The organism is Corynebacterium ihumii, assembly GCF_028609825.1.
GTDB lineage: Bacteria > Actinomycetota > Actinomycetes > Mycobacteriales > Mycobacteriaceae > Corynebacterium > Corynebacterium afermentans.
This window is the reverse complement of sequence record NZ_CP063190.1, coordinates 1,666,092-1,680,581: the sequence shown is the minus strand read 5'-3', so window position 1 is coordinate 1,680,581 and position 14,490 is coordinate 1,666,092. Positions and strand designations below refer to the sequence as shown.

At 65.8% G+C, this 14,490-nt stretch carries 14 protein-coding genes and 1 pseudogene; 9 read left to right on the top strand and 6 right to left on the bottom strand.

All coding sequences use genetic code 11. The features are described from left to right. Positions 1–5 precede the first annotated feature (5 nt). Entirely contained in the window at positions 6–512 is a 507-nt protein-coding gene (locus CIHUM_RS08175; protein WP_034998327.1) for a hypothetical protein, read from the top strand. Then, positions 509–967: a hypothetical protein gene (locus CIHUM_RS08170; RefSeq protein ID WP_034998328.1), complete on the top strand. Its 459-nt coding sequence runs from the start codon at positions 509–511 to the stop codon at positions 965–967. The genes CIHUM_RS08175 and CIHUM_RS08170 overlap by 4 nt, the downstream gene beginning before the upstream one ends. A 157-nt stretch (positions 968–1,124) precedes the next feature. On the opposite strand, the gene CIHUM_RS08165 is transcribed toward CIHUM_RS08170, so the two are convergent. Continuing rightward, complete coding sequence (locus CIHUM_RS08165) at positions 1,125–3,146, bottom strand: TPM domain-containing protein (protein WP_034998331.1); 2,022 nt, start codon at positions 3,144–3,146, stop codon at positions 1,125–1,127. Positions 3,147–3,166: 20 nt separating this feature from the next. Here CIHUM_RS08165 and CIHUM_RS08160 point away from each other — a divergent pair, with 20 nt between their 5' ends. Continuing rightward, entirely contained in the window at positions 3,167–4,420 is a 1,254-nt protein-coding gene (locus CIHUM_RS08160) for a deoxyguanosinetriphosphate triphosphohydrolase (RefSeq protein ID WP_034998333.1), read from the top strand. A gap of 14 nt (positions 4,421–4,434) precedes the next feature. On the opposite strand, the gene CIHUM_RS08155 is transcribed toward CIHUM_RS08160, so the two are convergent. From CIHUM_RS08155 to CIHUM_RS08145, 3 genes are read right to left on the bottom strand one after another with little or no spacing between them, the layout of a single operon-like run. Beyond that, the gene (locus CIHUM_RS08155) at positions 4,435–5,370 is read right to left on the bottom strand and encodes an ArsA family ATPase (RefSeq protein WP_034998336.1); all 936 of its coding nucleotides are present in this window, start codon (positions 5,368–5,370) and stop codon (positions 4,435–4,437) included. Beyond that, positions 5,361–5,618 carry a cory-CC-star protein gene (locus tag CIHUM_RS08150; protein WP_034998339.1) on the bottom strand — a complete coding sequence of 86 codons (258 nt, stop codon included), beginning with the start codon at positions 5,616–5,618 and terminating at the stop codon, positions 5,361–5,363. Before CIHUM_RS08150 ends, CIHUM_RS08155 begins: the two co-directional genes overlap by 10 nt. Next, complete coding sequence (locus CIHUM_RS08145) at positions 5,602–7,314, bottom strand: carbon starvation CstA family protein (RefSeq protein WP_034998342.1); 1,713 nt, start codon at positions 7,312–7,314, stop codon at positions 5,602–5,604. Before CIHUM_RS08145 ends, CIHUM_RS08150 begins: the two co-directional genes overlap by 17 nt. A 369-nt stretch (positions 7,315–7,683) precedes the next feature. Here CIHUM_RS08145 and CIHUM_RS08140 point away from each other — a divergent pair, with 369 nt between their 5' ends. From CIHUM_RS08140 to CIHUM_RS08130, 3 genes are read left to right on the top strand one after another with little or no spacing between them, the layout of a single operon-like run. Next, on the top strand, positions 7,684–8,703 hold the full coding sequence (locus CIHUM_RS08140) for an endonuclease domain-containing protein (RefSeq protein ID WP_034998344.1): 1,020 nt from the start codon (positions 7,684–7,686) through the stop codon (positions 8,701–8,703). A gap of 40 nt (positions 8,704–8,743) precedes the next feature. Then, positions 8,744–9,202, top strand: a complete 459-nt coding sequence (locus tag CIHUM_RS08135) for a prevent-host-death protein (RefSeq protein ID WP_034998347.1) — start codon at positions 8,744–8,746, stop codon at positions 9,200–9,202. A 2-nt stretch (positions 9,203–9,204) separates the two neighbouring features. Then, entirely contained in the window at positions 9,205–9,378 is a 174-nt protein-coding gene (locus CIHUM_RS08130; protein WP_158293368.1) for a hypothetical protein, read from the top strand. A gap of 81 nt (positions 9,379–9,459) precedes the next feature. Here CIHUM_RS08130 and CIHUM_RS08125 read toward each other — a convergent pair whose 3' ends face one another. Both CIHUM_RS08125 and CIHUM_RS08120 read right to left on the bottom strand, forming a co-directional pair. Next, positions 9,460–9,732 carry a hypothetical protein gene (locus tag CIHUM_RS08125; protein ID WP_034998349.1) on the bottom strand — a complete coding sequence of 91 codons (273 nt, stop codon included), beginning with the start codon at positions 9,730–9,732 and terminating at the stop codon, positions 9,460–9,462. Further along, entirely contained in the window at positions 9,732–10,124 is a 393-nt protein-coding gene (locus tag CIHUM_RS08120; protein WP_243427133.1) for a guanyl-specific ribonuclease, read from the bottom strand. The genes CIHUM_RS08125 and CIHUM_RS08120 overlap by 1 nt, the downstream gene beginning before the upstream one ends. A 34-nt stretch (positions 10,125–10,158) precedes the next feature. Between CIHUM_RS08120 and dnaG the strand changes: the two genes are divergently transcribed. The 3 genes and pseudogenes from dnaG to CIHUM_RS08105 all read left to right on the top strand — a co-directional run bounded on the left by dnaG (position 10,159) and on the right by CIHUM_RS08105 (position 14,359). Then, on the top strand, positions 10,159–12,147 hold the full coding sequence (dnaG, locus tag CIHUM_RS08115) for a DNA primase (RefSeq protein WP_273680192.1): 1,989 nt from the start codon (positions 10,159–10,161) through the stop codon (positions 12,145–12,147). 17 nt (positions 12,148–12,164) lie between these two features. Continuing rightward, the gene (locus tag CIHUM_RS08110) at positions 12,165–13,025 is read left to right on the top strand and encodes a DUF3800 domain-containing protein (RefSeq protein WP_273680191.1); all 861 of its coding nucleotides are present in this window, start codon (positions 12,165–12,167) and stop codon (positions 13,023–13,025) included. A 154-nt stretch (positions 13,026–13,179) separates the two neighbouring features. After that, positions 13,180–14,359, top strand: a pseudogene (locus CIHUM_RS08105) (IS1249 family transposase). Positions 14,360–14,490: the final 131 nt, after the last annotated feature.

Here is a 14,490-nt window from a genome sequence, read left to right as displayed (position 1 = left end):
CGTTCATGCATTATGTGAGCTGGGACCGCTCGAACCGGGACGCGCCGAAGCTTTTGGCGGAGGACGGCCCGGACGTCCTCGGCGTGTTCAAGCACGACCGCGCGATTGTGTGCGGCCAGAGCTGGGATCTGACCGCGCACGCCGAGTCGGGCGCGGTGGCCACGTGCGGCGGTGAAGAGGTCGTGCGCACCTCCGACAGTCTCAAGCGCGCGAAGCGCATTGACGCGGTTGTGGGCGGCACCCCGTACGCGCTGATCCCGGAGACGTCCAAGAACTGGGTGGTCGAGGGGCCGGGCGGCGAGAAGGTCGCCCAGTTCACCCAGGACCACAACGGGGTGCGCAAGGCCATTCTCGAGTTCGAGGGGGAGACGCAGCTGCCGCCCGTGCACGTTGCGGGCCTGGCGTGGCTGACGCGCAGCATGCTGGAGGCGCGCAAGATGGCCAATTCCACCGCGTTGATTGCCACGCTGGTGTTCCTGTCGCTGTTTGTCGTGGTGGTGGCAGTGCTGTGATTTGGCGGGGAGCTTCGCTTATCGACGACCAAAGGTCCATCGCCCAATCCACCCCCGACACGATCACGGTGGGCGAGACCGTTTTGCGCATCACGTCCGATAATCCGGTGAAGTTCCGCGCCTTCGACGTTGCGGCCAACGAGGAGTACCTGCTGCGCAAAGCCGGGTTCACGGTGTCGCGCTACGCCGCGGATTGCGCCGGCCGCCGCTACACCTTAAACCGCTCCGGCTTTGACCTGCTGTCGGGCGCGGTCACCCCGAAGCGCGAGATCCGTGACGGCGGCGGTGAGCTCATCGCCGTGACCCGGGGCTTCCCCTCCGGCGAGCTCGGCGTCGAGGTGGCGGAGCCGACGCTTCGCGCCGCCGGGTTCGACGAGATCCAGCTGGTGGACCTCGCCTTCATGACGTGGGCGCTGACCTTCGTCGACGCGCCGGCGCGCCGCACGCGCTACTGAGCCTCGCGCGGCGCGCCGCTGCGGACCCGCTGTCCATTCCCGCAAACCCTGAGTAAGCCCTCCAGAGTATGCCCGTTTTTGGGCCATACTCTGGCTTTGTCTCTCTGGGGTTGTCGGGTGGGGCGGGGGAGCGGTGCTGGAGCGGCGTTGGGGCCGCCTAGAAGGTGCCGCCGCGGTTGGAGGGACGTCCGCCGGAGAATCCGCCGCCGCCTCCGAAACCACCGCCCCCGCCGAAACCCCCGCCGCCTCCGCCGAAGCCGCCGGAGAGCATCGAGCCCCACAGCACGGCGCTGGCCAACGAGTCCGCGGTCTGGCGGTTGCGCTGGGCGCGATAGCGGCGCAGGTCGTCGTTCGCGGCGGCCTCGGCGCGGCGCGCGGTGTCGGTGGCGGCGCGGGCGGTATCGATGCCCGCGCGGGTGTCGCGCACGCGCAGCTGGTGGGCCTGCGCGTACTGGCGCTTCGCCTCCGCGAGTAGGGTGCGCGCGTGCGAGCCGATGATACGCCCGCGCGAGAGGATCAGGTCCTCGGCGCGCTGGATTTGGGCGCCTGCGACTTGCATTTGCTGGTCGAAAAGCTGCAGCGCGCGGGACTGGTCGCCGGCGATGCCCTTGGCGCGATCCAGCGCTGCGTCGATGTCCGCGTCCATGCTGGTCAGCTCCTGGTAGAGGGCCAGCGGGTCGGTCTCGTCGCGGTCGCCGATCTCGCCCAGCATGCGTTGGGCCTTGGAGGAGACGGTGTCGAGCGAAGTGACGTCGATAGGCGCACCCTGCGCACGCGCGCCTTTGACCTGCTCGATCTCGCGCAACTCGCCGCGGATCTCGGAGATCAGCGCCGGCAGGTTGGCCTTGGCGGCGCGGATGTTGTCCTCGGCGTGCTCGATGGCGGCGAGGTTGGTGTCGGAGACGTTGACGGCGCGGGTCGCGGCGGCCAGCGTGTCCAGCAACGCGCCCTGGCGCCCGGCCGGCTTGTCGGCGATCTCGCGGGCCTCGCCGAGGGCCTTTTCCGCCTCGTCTAGCGACGCTTCGGCCAGGTCCACGTTGTCCACGATGGACTCCAGGATCTGCGCCGGGTACTCGCCCTGCAGCTGCGCCAGCGTCGCTCGCGCGGGCTCCAGGCGCGCCCGGATGTCCACGGTGCGCGCGAGGACCTTCTCCACCTCTTCGGGCGCGCGCATGAGCACGCCGCGCATCTCGTTGAACTCGGTGGTCTTGTCGCGCAGGGCCTGTTCTGCGCGGCCGGACGAGGAGATGATGTCCACCAGCATCGCGCGTTTTTCGGGTTCGGTTTCCGGGATGGCGTCGTAAAGTTTCTGGTGTGTTGCAAACGCGCGCTGCAGGGTGGTGGTGGCCTCGTTCATCGCGGAGGTGAACGGGCGCACGCGGTCCGCGCCGAACTCAGCGGTGGCAAGCTCGAGCTCCTGTTTGCCTTGGGTGATGGAGTCGTCGGCGGAGACCAGCGCGTCGCGCGCGACCTCCTCCAGTGTCGGCGTGGGTAGGCGTCCCAGCGAGTCGGTGTCCGCCGGGTCCAGGGCTTTGGCAGATTCGATCTGCTTGGCCTGCTGCTTCTTCGAGCCCTTGCGCGTGGCCGCGTACACGCCGCCGCCCGCGAGCGCCGCGACACCCAGGCCACCTGCGAGCCAGCCTGCGCCACCGCCTGCGCCATCGCCTGACGACGAGCCCCCGCCCGCCACCGCATTCACCGCATTCAACGCCGCGGAAGACCAGTTCATCTGCGACAGCTGCGCGTGCGCGGCTTCGTTCATACGGTCGATCTCGGACTGTGTCCACTCCTCGCCGCCGCCGACGTTGTACAAGCGCTCATCCGGCGAGATCGCCAGCACGGCGGTATTCGAGCCGTTCGCCGCCACGGCCTTATCCACCCACTCCGGCGGGGTGTACTGCCCGAACGAGCGCAAAAACACCACGCGCACGGACTTGCCCTGGGTTTGGCTCACCTGCTGGATCGCCGCCTCGATCTCGGAGAGCTCGGCAGGCGAGAGCACAGCGGCGTCGTCGGTCACCGGTTGCGTGAGCCGGCCTGGCTCGAGCGACGCCTTCGTGGCGGTGGCTTGGGCCTGGATGAGGGCGGGCGGAGCTTCCGTCGCAAAGCTCAGTGCGGGTGCGGTGGCGACAAAAAGGCCACCGGACACGGCGAGGATGCGCAAGTAACGGCTAGTCATGCCGACTAGGGTAGCGCGACGTGTACGTTTACAACGCCGCCGATACGCTGCGCCGCGCCGACGAGGCGCCGAAGGGCGCGCAACTCGCCCCGGATTCGCGCGGGGATTTCGCCCGCGACCGCGCCCGCGTGCTGCATTCCGCGGCGCTGCGGCGCCTGGCGGACAAAACCCAGGTGGTCGGCCCCCGCGACGGTGACACCCCGCGCACGCGCCTGACGCACTCGCTGGAGGTCGCGCAGATCTCGCGCGGCATCGGCGAAGGCATGGGCTTAAGCCCCGACCTGTGCGAGATGGCGGGGCTGACCCACGACATCGGGCACCCGCCGTACGGCCACAACGGCGAGGTCGCGCTCGACGAGGTCGCGCCGTGCGGCTTCGAGGGCAACGCGCAGACGTTGCGGATCCTTGCGCGCCTGGAGCCCAAAGTGCTTATCGACGGCACGTCATTCGGCCTCAACCTCACCCGCGCATCGTTAGACGCGGCCGTGAAATATCCGGTCACCCGCACGAACGCGGACGGGTCGGTGAACCGCAAGTACTCGGCCTACGACGAGGACGCCGCCGTGCTGGAGTGGGTGCGTGAGGGGCACGTCGACGGGGCGCCGCCGATGGAGGCGCAGGTGATGGATTTTTCCGACGACATCGCCTACTCCGTCCACGATGTCGAGGACGGCATCGTCTCCGGGCGCGTCTCGCTGCGCGTGCTGTGGGACTTCGTGGAGCTGGCAGCTTTGGCCGAGAAGGGCGCGGCGGCGTTCGGCGGGGATGCGGACTCGCTCGTCGACGCCGCCGACCGCCTACGCTCCCTCCCCGCCATCGCCGCCGCCAGCGAGTTCGACTACTCCCTCGGCGCGTGGACTGGACTGAAAGCGTTGACGTCGCAGCTGGTGGGCCGCTACGTCGGCGCCGTCACCCGCGCCACGCTCGGTGGCAACGACGGAATCACCCTGGGCCGCCAGCACGGGCGTCTTGTGGTCCCGCCGGACGTGGAGGCGGAGGTCCGCCTGCTCAAGACCGTCGCGGTGCTCTACGTCATGGACCAGCCGTCCCACCAGGCGCGCCAGGACCGGCAGCGCGACCGCATCTACCGCGTTCACGAGTACCTGCGCGCCGGCGCGCCGGGCACCCTGGACACGATGTTCCAGGCGTGGTTCAACGCCGCCGAGACGGATCTAGAGCGCGAGCGGGTGATCGTGGACCAGATCGCGTCAATGACCGAGTCGCGCCTGGAGCGCACCGCGAAGAAGGCCGCCGCCTTCGAGGGGTACTTCTAGGGCGGCGCAGAGCGCTACAACCGCCCGGCGATGGCGGCCAGTGCTTCGCGGGTGCCGATCTCACCGGGCAGCCAGGGCAGCTCGACGCGGGGGACGTCGGGGAGTTTCGCGTCCAGTAGCTCAAGCGCGTCGTTCTCCACCGCACGGCGTGAGGCCATGAACTCGCCGGCCTCGAGAGGGCTGCGGCGGTTGATCACCAACGAGCCGACGCGGATGTTGTTGGACGTGAGGTCGCGGTAAAGCTCGATGCTCTCAAGGACCGGGAGGCGCTCGGCGGTGAGCACGATGTGGAAGCAGCAGGCCGCGGGGTCGGTGAGGATGTCGCGCAGGCGCTCGAACTTGCGGCGCCTCCGCAACAAGGTGGCGCGGATTTCCTGGTTGCGGCGCTCCACGGGGTCGTCGACAGTCCCGCCCAGGCCGCGCACGGCGCGGGAGAATTTGTCGGACTGCTCGCGCCGCTGCATCAGCCCGCCGGTGTACGCGGCCATCAGCTCCGGCAGCGCCAGCAGGCGGGAGGTGTGGCCGGAGGGGGCGGTGTCGAAGATTATGTGGTCGTAGCCTTGGCTGACCACGAGCTCCGCCACCGCCTCCAACATCGCCGCCTCATGCATGCCGGGCGAGTGCCGCGCCAGATCCAGGTGGCGGCGGATCTCGGGGTGCATGCGCTCCGGCATCATCGCGCGCATGGAGCGCTCCACCTCCGCGAGGTGGCGCTCGGTGGTTGCGGCGGGGTCGAGCTCCACCACGTCCAGGCCCGGCTCGAGGGTGGTCGGCTCGGCTGACAGGCGCGTATCCCAGATGTGGCCCAAGTTGTGCGCCGGGTCCGTGGACACCAAGAGCACGCGCTTACCCGCCTCGGCCAGCCGCACCGCCGTGGCGGCCGAGACGGTGGTTTTGCCCACCCCGCCTTTGCCACCGAAGAACATCACGGGCGCGGCCTCTAGCAGCATCGCACGCCGTCCAGCGGGGAGCGCTCCATGCCCATGCGGGTGTGCCAGGCGTGGAATTCGTCGTAAAGCAATGGCATCAGCTCGAGGGTGTAGAAGCTTGCGGGGTTGGGGATGCCGAGCGTCTCCGAGGCGACGAGGAGGGTGAACAGGTCGTCCTCCTCGCGCGCGGCGCGGGCGAACTCGCGGCGGTAGGGGGCTTTGTAAAACTCGTCTAAGCCGCGGGCAATTGCTTTAAGACGTTCGCGCATCCGCCAATTCACCCGGCATCGTCTCATCGTCGCGCCAGGTCACAGCCGGGGCCTTGCGCGCCTTCGTGATCGCGGTGAACGCCTCCACGATGACCCAGATGGCGCAGCAGATGATGATGACGTCCAGCACCAGCAGCAGCCAGTTGCCCGCCTCGAGGAACGTGCGCAGCTGCAGCACCGCCGCCCACAGCGACATGGCGGTCACGAACACCAGCGGGATCAGCACTGGCCAGGTGGGGCGGCGCAGCTGGGTCAGGATGATCACCACGACAGACAGGGTCAGCCCCGCCATGAGTTGGTTGGTGGTGCCGAACAGCGGCCAGATCAGCATGCCGCCGGAGCCGTCCAGGCCCATGGAGAACGTCAGGCCCAGCGCGCAGCCCACCGCGATGATGGTGGCCACCACGCCGGAGAGCTTCACGCCGGCCAGCTCCGCCATCTCCGCGACCACGAGGCGCTGCAGGCGGATGCCGGAGTCCATGGTGGTGGCGGCGAACAGCACGGCCATGGTGGCCAGGATGGTAGCGGACAGGGAGGTGGGGATGCCCATGCCTTCGTTCATGAGGTCGCCGCCGCCTTGGATGAACGCGTCGACGCCGCCGGCGTTCCACTCGTTATAGATCTCCTCCCACGTCGCCAACGACTTGAAGCCGGAGGTGGTGGCCACGATCGTGCCAAGCGCGAGCAGGCCCTCGCCGACCGCGCCGAAGTAGCCGACGAAGCGTGCGTCCGTCTCCTTGTCCAGCTGCTTCGACGACGTGCCCGAGGCGACAACGCCGTGGAAGCCGGAGATCGCGCCGCAGGCGATGGTGACAAAGAGCAGCGGGAAGATGCCGGGGGTGCCGGCGGGGACGGCGTCGCGTAGCGAGGGCGCGACAACCTCCGGCCGTACGATGAAAAACGATCCGTAGAGGATGATCAGGCCCACGAAAAGCTGCAGGCCGTTGATGTAATCGCGCGGCTGCAGCAGCACCCACACCGGCAGCAGCGAGGCGATAAAGGCGTAAGTGAACAGGAAGATGATCCACCAGCCGCGGTCCGGGATGCCCAGCATCGTCTCCGGCAGGGAGAGCGGGAACTGGTCGCCCAGGATCATCAGCCCGTACAGCGCCGCCACACCAACGATGGAGACCAGTGGCAGGTTCCAGTTGAAGCGGTAGATGGCCTGGCCGATCAACAGCGCGACGACGATCGCGCCCCAGGTGGGGATCACCGCCGTCGGCGTGGAGATGAGCAGGTTGGAGATGACCACCGCGAACGCCGTGTTCACCATGAGCAGCAGCAGGAAGATCACCACGAGGAACAGGTTGCGCCCGCGCGCGCCGATGTAGCGGCCGGACAGCGTGCCGATCGACTGTCCGCGATGCCTTTGCGACGCCCACAGCGCCCCCAAGTCATGCATCCCCGCAAAGAACACGGTGCCGAGCGTGACCCACAGAAACGCCGGCCCCCAGCCCCAAATCACCGCGACTGCCGGGCCGATGATCGGTGCCGCGCCAGCCACGGAGGTGAAGTGGTGGCCCCACAGGACGTACTTGTTCGTGGGGACGAAATCCACGCCGTCCTCCATCGTGTGCGCCGGGGTGGTGTAGGCGTCCGAGAGTTGGTAGACGCGTTTGCCCAGGAACCTGGAGTACAGCAGGTAGCCGGCGGCCATCATCGCCAGGCCGACGAGCACCAGGATGAGTGAGCTCATGGGTATTCTCCGATCGTGTTTCGGTTCACAATTTCACGCATTATGGCATACGACACTTTGTCGGGGCGCGTTCGACATGTAGGTGAGCGATGGGGTGAGAGGGCGTCAGCCTCTGAGAAGGCCGCGCTCATTCCCACAAACCCCTAGTAAGCCCTCCCGAGAATGCCCATTTTTCGGCCTTAATAGGGGTTTGTTGCTAGGGGTCTGCGGAGTCGGGAGGGGGGACAGGCCTGCGGGTGCCGGGAACCGGCCCCGCCAGCGGCCCCGCCAGCGGCCCCGCCGGCCGTGCCGTCGGCCGGGCCCAATACCCGGCGGGAACAATGCGCCTCCGGTAGTCTCCGCAGCGGGGTAATTAGTCAAGGGGGGCTAATGAAAGACACGCGCAAGAAGGAACTGCGGGAAAAGCTCGTGGACCTGCGGAGGGTGTCGTCCGTGGACACTGAGACGCACCGGCGCATCAGCGACGGCGAGATGGTGCAGCTGACCAAGTCGATCTACTTCTGCGCCGAGACATGGAAAAAGCTCAAGGAGTACCAGCGGGCGTTTTTGCGGTGCTACGCGGCAGGGTGTCAAAGCAGACGTGCGGTACTCATCGACTGCTCGGCCGCCAGGCTCAACGGTGTGTGGACCATCGCACGCGGCGAACCAGTCACGCTTGCGGTGCCGAATGGGCGCCCGGCCTCCACCAAAGGCGGCTGGACCGGGTACGAGTACCGCCACCGGCAGGTCCCGGAAGCCGACATCATCTATGACGGGCCCGTGCGCTATACCAACGCGATTCGCACTGCCGTCGACATCGCGCGTGAACGCGGTGTGCGCGAGGGCGTCATAGCGATAGACAGCGTGCTCTCCGGCCACGGCGACCACCTCTACGCGGAACTGCTGCACCAGTTCCGCGCCACCATCGCCCGTCTGGCCGGCACGAAAGGGATCGCCAACGCCCGGAAAGCGCTCCCGCTGGCCAGCAGGCTTTCGGATTCGCCCTACGAATCCCTCCTGCGCCTGATCCTCGACGCCCACGGGGTCCCGTACCGCACACAGGCGGTGATCGGGCGGTACCGGGTTGACTTCCTCATCGGCGGCAACCTTGTCGTGGAGGTCGACGGGTGGGAAAAATACGAGGAGGTCCCCCACGATGTACTGCGCAAGCAGCGCATCCGTGACGACTGGCTCGCTGAGCGCGGATACAAAGTCTTGCACTTCTACACCAACGACTTCTGGGGCGACGAGGACGATTTGATCCAACGCATCCGCAACGCGTGGCCGGCTGCCCGGAGATTGCTCCCCGCGCAGGTGAAGCCGAAGGGCTACACACCGATCGGACCGGGGCGCAACGTGGCGCTGCCGCCGGACCTGCAGGAGGCCGTCGACATGCTAAGCAGACCCTAGCCCCTCGACTTCCGAACACATTCCGAATATCCTCAGGGGCATGACACTCGCAGCAGGAACTCCACCGCATTCCCGCCGCTCCTCTGATCTGAGCAAGCGGTCCGCCGAGGTGTTCGCCGAAGCGGAAAAACACCCGGTCACGGTCACGCGCCGCGACGGGGAGTCGCTGGTGCTCATGTCCGCGCGGGAGGCGCAACGGCGGGCGCAGTTGCTGGAACTCGCGGCCCAACTCATCACCGTGGCAACGGAAGGCGTCGGCAGCCTCGGCGAGCGAATGGCCCGCGCGTTCCCCTGGATGTTGGCGCTGTCGCAGGCAGACAGGGAATCGTGTGCGCAGGAGCTTATCGACGCAGCACGCGCCTCCTTCGCCACCGAACAACCACACCTTGCCCTCGTTGAGTTCACTGCGTGGAAAGAAACCGCCACCGCTGTCGCGGCAGGGCTCGGGCAAGAGGAAACCGACTGGCTCAACGACAGTGAACCGGTGGAGCGCCCCTAGCGATGGCGGCCGGGAGGAAGGGGGAGCTGGGGACTGTGCAGCGCGGCGGGCAGTCGTTCGAGCGGTGGCAACACAAACCGACGCTGAAGGGCTCGGCGCGGATCTGGTTCTACGTCGATGGCCGCACGGTCTACCTCGAGGCCGTGCACACCAGCCACCCGAACGAGACGAAGTAGCCCCTCCTGCCCGCAAACCCCTAGTAACAGAGCCCTAGTATGCGCCATTTTGGGCCTTAATAGGGGTTCCTTACTAGGGGTCTAGCGAGAAAGCTCGACGCCTTCGTCGGCAAGCACTTCGAGCAGCCCGCCTATCGACGCCTCCGACATCCCCCAATCCGTCACCACCACACGCTTCACGCGGGTCTCGCGCAACAGGTCGGCCAGGGCGTCGAGGTTGCGCGGCACCGGGCTGGCGTCTGGGGACGCACCGTCGGGGGACGCAGCCGCGCCAGCGCCGTAGACGGCGGCGATGATGGCGGCGCCGAGGTCCTCGATCGAGCGCACCGGGCGCATCACAAAAACAGCGGGCATTAGTTGACCTCCATTTCGCAGAAGGATTCGTAGTGGTCGGCGGTGTAAAACCACCCGTCGACGTGGCCGTCCGAGCCGCCGCCGGTGACGATGCGCCGCGCGCCGCGGTGGTGCACGCCCGGGGTGTCCACGGTGTACTCGCGGTAGTAGTCGCGCGGCTGTTCGGGCAGGATGCGTTCGTAGTTGCCGAAGCGGCGGTCGTCGTTGTCCGGGTGGGGGAAGGGGCCGCCGACTTCGATGAGGTCGACGGTGTCCCAGGCTTCGTCGGGAAGCGAGCCGCACGCGGGCAGCCCAGAAGACGACGCAGCCGAAGACTCAGGAGGGGCCGGAGGTGGCGTCGATAGGCAACTGCTCAAAAACAGGCACGCGAGCAGGACGGATAGGCGCTTCATGGGCAATATCGTGCCACGCGCTAGAGTGAGCGCCATGGCTAGGGGCAGAATTCCGGATAGCGATATTGAGGCTATCCGCCAGCGCGCGCCGCTCGACGAGATTGTCGGCGAGTACGTGCAGCTCAAACCTGCCGGTCACGACTCGCTAAAGGGCCTGAGCCCGTTCAAGGACGAGCGCACCCCGAGCTTCCACGTCCGCCCTGCGCACGGCTACTACCACTGCTTTTCCACGGGCAAAGGCGGCGACGTCTTCAGCTTCCTCATGGAGATGGAGCAGCTGAGCTTCCCCGAGGCGGTGGAGGCGGTGGCGGACCACATCGGCTACCACATCAATTACCAGGGCGGATCCACCGGCGCCCGCAAGGTGGACCGCGGCACCCGCCAGCGCCTTTTGGCGGCGAATAAGGCGGCGCACGAGTTCTTCCGCGAGCAGCTGGAAACGGAAGACGCCGCTCCGGCGCGCGAGATGCTGCTCAAGCGCGGTTTTTCCCGCGAGCTCATCTACGACTTCGAATGCGGCTACGCGCCCTACGCGTGGGACCCGATGACAAAGCACCTGTTGCGCAAGGGTTTTGAGGTGCAAGAGCTTATCGACGCCGGCCTGTCCTCGATGGGCAAACGCGGGCCGATCGATAAATTCCGCGGCCGTTTGCTCTGGCCGATCAAGGACACCGCCGGCAACGTCATCGGCTTCGGCGCCCGCAAGCTGTTCGAGGACGACCGCCTGGGCAAGTACATCAACACCCAGGACACGCTGCTGTACCACAAATCCAAGGTGCTCTTCGGCATTGATAAGGCGAAGAAGAACATCGCGGAGAAGCACCAGACGGTGGTGGTGGAGGGCTACACGGACGTCATGGCGATGCACGCCGCGGGTGTGGATACGGCGGTGGCGACCTGCGGCACCGCCTTCGGCGGCGACCACATGAGCCTGATCCGCCGCCTCATGCTCGACGACAGTTTCTTCCGCGGCGAGCTGATCTACACCTTCGACGGCGACGAGGCCGGCCGCAAGGCCGCCATGCGCGCCTTTGAGACGGACGCGGAGTTCGGCGCCCAATCCTTCGTCGCGGTCGCCCCGGACGGCATGGACCCCTGCGACCTGCGCCTCGCGCGTGGCGACGGGGCCCTGCGCGACCTCGTTGCCAGCCGGGTGCCGGTGTACGAGTTCGTCATCGAGTCGCTTTTGCAGGACTACTCGTTGGATTCTGCCGAGGGGCGCGTGCAAGCCTTACGACGCACCGTCCCCGTCGTCGCCACCATCTCCGACAAAGTGCTCCAACAGGAGTACGCCCGCCGCCTCGCCGGCTGGGTCGGCTGGCCGAACCCGGACGAGGTGTTGGAGCAGGTCCGCGCCGAGGCCAAGAAACCCAAAAAGCAGAAGCGCGCGCCGAAAGCGGATGTGAAAGACCCCGCCGCGGCCGGCCCGGACAGCTCCGGCGCTCAGTCCGAGATCCTCATCCCGCCGCGCCCGGACGACCCGGTGCTGTGGCCCCAGCGCGAAGCGTTAAAGCTTGCCCTGCAGCACCCGGCCGCGGCCGGCAACTACTTCGACGGCATCAACCCGGACGCCTTCACCCACGACGCGTACCACCAGGTCCGCGAGGCCATCACCGCCGCCGGCGGCTGCGCCCGCGCCGGGGCTGCCGCGGCCGCCGCGGGCGCGCCGGGCAGCACCGCTCCTGGCGCCACCCCCGAGAGCGCCGCCGCTGGCGTTCCGGACGCGTCGAATTTCCTCGCCGCGGTCGCCGGAGAGATGCGCGACTACGCCGGCCGCAACTTCGTCTCCGAACTGGCCGTCGAGCCCATCCACGCCGACGACCTGTACGAGTACGCCGACTCTGTGCTCTCCCGCCTGCAGGAAACCCGCGTGGGCCAGCAGATCGCGCAGCTGAAGTCCCAGCTCCAGCGCATGCGGCCTTCCGACGACGAAGAGGCATACAACGCCCTCTTCTCCGACCTCGTCGCGCTCGAGCAGGCCCGCCGCGATCTCAACGACCGCGCCTTCCGCGGCAACCGGTAGTACCCAAGGAGCTTGATTTGCGTTTATTTTACTTTGATGATTCCGGCTCACGGGTTCCAGGAAAAGGGAAACCGTTCTTCGTTCTTGCGGGATTCGGGATCGACAGCGACGATCTGCCTTTATTGAAAAGGGCTGTAACCCAGCAAGCTCGCTTTTATGGGATGGAGCTTGGCTACCCGACTGAGCTGAAGTTTCATCACGTTGCAACTCTCAGGGATAACAAGCCAACAAAACCTCAGTGGATGCTTCGCTCGGGATTGACGGAGATGAATCAGCGAAGGGCTTTGGTCTATTCCTGTCTCCGAGCAGCCTTATCTATTCCGTCCGCTGAAGCTCTCTGCGTTGGGGTTAATAAAGAGCGCTTAGGTGGCGATCAAAGCGCAATTTCGGAAGCGCTGACGCTCCTGCTGGAGAGAGTTCAGTTGAACTGCCAGAAGCATGGCACTTCCGGGCTCGTATTGATGGACGAAGAGCGAAAGGAAGACAAAGCCCTTCGCGAAAGCTTGCGCCAGGGTTCACCATTTTTTCAATATGACCGAATCGCCGACACCATCGCATTTATGCCGTCTGAGGAAAGTATCGGCATCCAAATAGCAGACCTCGTGGCAGGTGGTTTTTCAAGGCACTTAAACCACGGCGACTCAGGGTATCTACGAACGTTCGCACGGTCTGCGGACGGGTACCCAGACTCGGTCATCGGAAGAGGCCTCAAGGTTCTCAGCAACCTGGACGTGGTCGAAATGCCTTCGGCTCGTACTGCGCCATGGACTGCTCAAGACAGGGAAGTTCACGACTTGGAATATCACTTCACGCGGAAGCAGCAACTGGTGTGGGAAAGCGACGGGACTCCAAACCTCATTTTCCCGTTTGAGGGTTAAGGGTCAAAATGTGTGTCCGGAATCGCGGATTTTCACGGATTGACCTGTAGGTTTCCGGAAAGTATATGCTCCGGAAGCATATATCTAGCCCCCGACGGGAAATCCTCGGTGTGGCAGCGGTGGTGTGCTATGTGCGGCGTGGTGTGGTGTCGCAATGTCAAAGAACCAACCTCGCTGCTACTGCGGCGGTGAAATGAAACGCAACGGCACTACCAGCAAAGGCACCACCAGATGGCGCTGCAAACAATGCGGCGCCTCCAGCGTGAAACACCGCGGCGACATCACCAACGTGGCAGTGTTCACCCAGTTCATCGAGCATTGCACCACCGCGACATCACTCGACGACCTAGCCAAACGAAACGGTGTTAGCCGCGCCACCATGAAGCGGCGCTTCAAGTGGTGCTGGTTCGTTGATGTGCCTGACCCCACCGCCGGCCACGACAAGCGGGTCTACGACCAGATCTTCCTTGACGGCACCTACACCGCTGGCGGCTGCTTGATCGTCGCGGCGACCATCGACCACGTGATTGCCTGGCACTGGTGCAAACACGAAACCACCCGCGACTACCAACTGCTGCTTGAACGCATCGAAGCCCCACCCATCGCCGTCATCGACGGCGGCCAAGGAGCATACAGCGCAATCAAAGAAGTGCTGGCCGACCACGAAAATCCAACGCTGCCTCGTCCACGCCCAACGCGTGGTACGCCGCTACACCACCAGCAACCCACGCACCGATGCCGGGCGCACCATCTACCGACTTGCGCTGAAGCTGACCCGGATCACCACGCTGGATGAAGCCGCCGCATGGGGTGCGCAACTGCACGAGTTCTCCACGATCTACCGGTCATGGATGGACGAGAAAACCCTGGTCAAAGACCCCAAAACCGGTGCATGGACACGGGTGTGGACGCATCACAACGTGCGCAAGGCCTACAACAGCCTCAACCACCTATTCCGGTCTGAGCTGCTGTTTGTCTATCTCACCCCACCAGCAGCAGTCCTTGCGCCCGAGCGGATCAAATCCACCACCAACAGCCTGGAGGGCGGGATCAACGCCCAGATCAAACTGCTCGCCAGAACCCACCGCGGCAGGTCCGGTGAACGACAACGCCGCATGCTGGATTGGTGGCTCTATTTAAAAACGGAGCTGCCTGACGATCCAGTACGAATCGCCAGGCAGTCCGACTGGGGCCAGGGCCAACTCGCCAAAGTATCCACCCTGACCCGAAACGAGAACCAAGCCGACCAAGAAACCGGACGACCAGCCCTCTACGACAACGCTATCGACACCGACTACACCCACTCAATCGGCATCCAAAAAGGCCAAATCTAACCCCCACGACACGCCGGGCCAGACACACTTTTTGACCCTTAACCCCCGTTTGACACCGACAGTAAATAAAAGAAAGAGACCGAGTGCATTGCTGCAGCGGGGTACGTAGCGCCCCTCTCGGTCTATCTCGA

Coding starts and splice junctions, on each gene's coding strand:
- CIHUM_RS08175 (WP_034998327.1), top strand. CDS start 6: ATGCATTATGTGAGCTGGGACCGCTCGAACCGGGACGCGCCGAAGCTT.
- CIHUM_RS08165 (WP_034998331.1), bottom strand. CDS start 3,146: ATGACTAGCCGTTACTTGCGCATCCTCGCCGTGTCCGGTGGCCTTTTT.
- CIHUM_RS08155 (WP_034998336.1), bottom strand. CDS start 5,370: ATGCTGCTAGAGGCCGCGCCCGTGATGTTCTTCGGTGGCAAAGGCGGG.
- CIHUM_RS08150 (WP_034998339.1), bottom strand. CDS start 5,618: ATGCGCGAACGTCTTAAAGCAATTGCCCGCGGCTTAGACGAGTTTTAC.
- CIHUM_RS08145 (WP_034998342.1), bottom strand. CDS start 7,314: ATGAGCTCACTCATCCTGGTGCTCGTCGGCCTGGCGATGATGGCCGCC.
- CIHUM_RS08140 (WP_034998344.1), top strand. CDS start 7,684: ATGAAAGACACGCGCAAGAAGGAACTGCGGGAAAAGCTCGTGGACCTG.
- CIHUM_RS08135 (WP_034998347.1), top strand. CDS start 8,744: ATGACACTCGCAGCAGGAACTCCACCGCATTCCCGCCGCTCCTCTGAT.
- CIHUM_RS08130 (WP_158293368.1), top strand. CDS start 9,205: ATGGCGGCCGGGAGGAAGGGGGAGCTGGGGACTGTGCAGCGCGGCGGG.
- CIHUM_RS08125 (WP_034998349.1), bottom strand. CDS start 9,732: ATGCCCGCTGTTTTTGTGATGCGCCCGGTGCGCTCGATCGAGGACCTC.
- CIHUM_RS08120 (WP_243427133.1), bottom strand. CDS start 10,124: ATGAAGCGCCTATCCGTCCTGCTCGCGTGCCTGTTTTTGAGCAGTTGC.
- dnaG (WP_273680192.1), top strand. CDS start 10,159: ATGGCTAGGGGCAGAATTCCGGATAGCGATATTGAGGCTATCCGCCAG.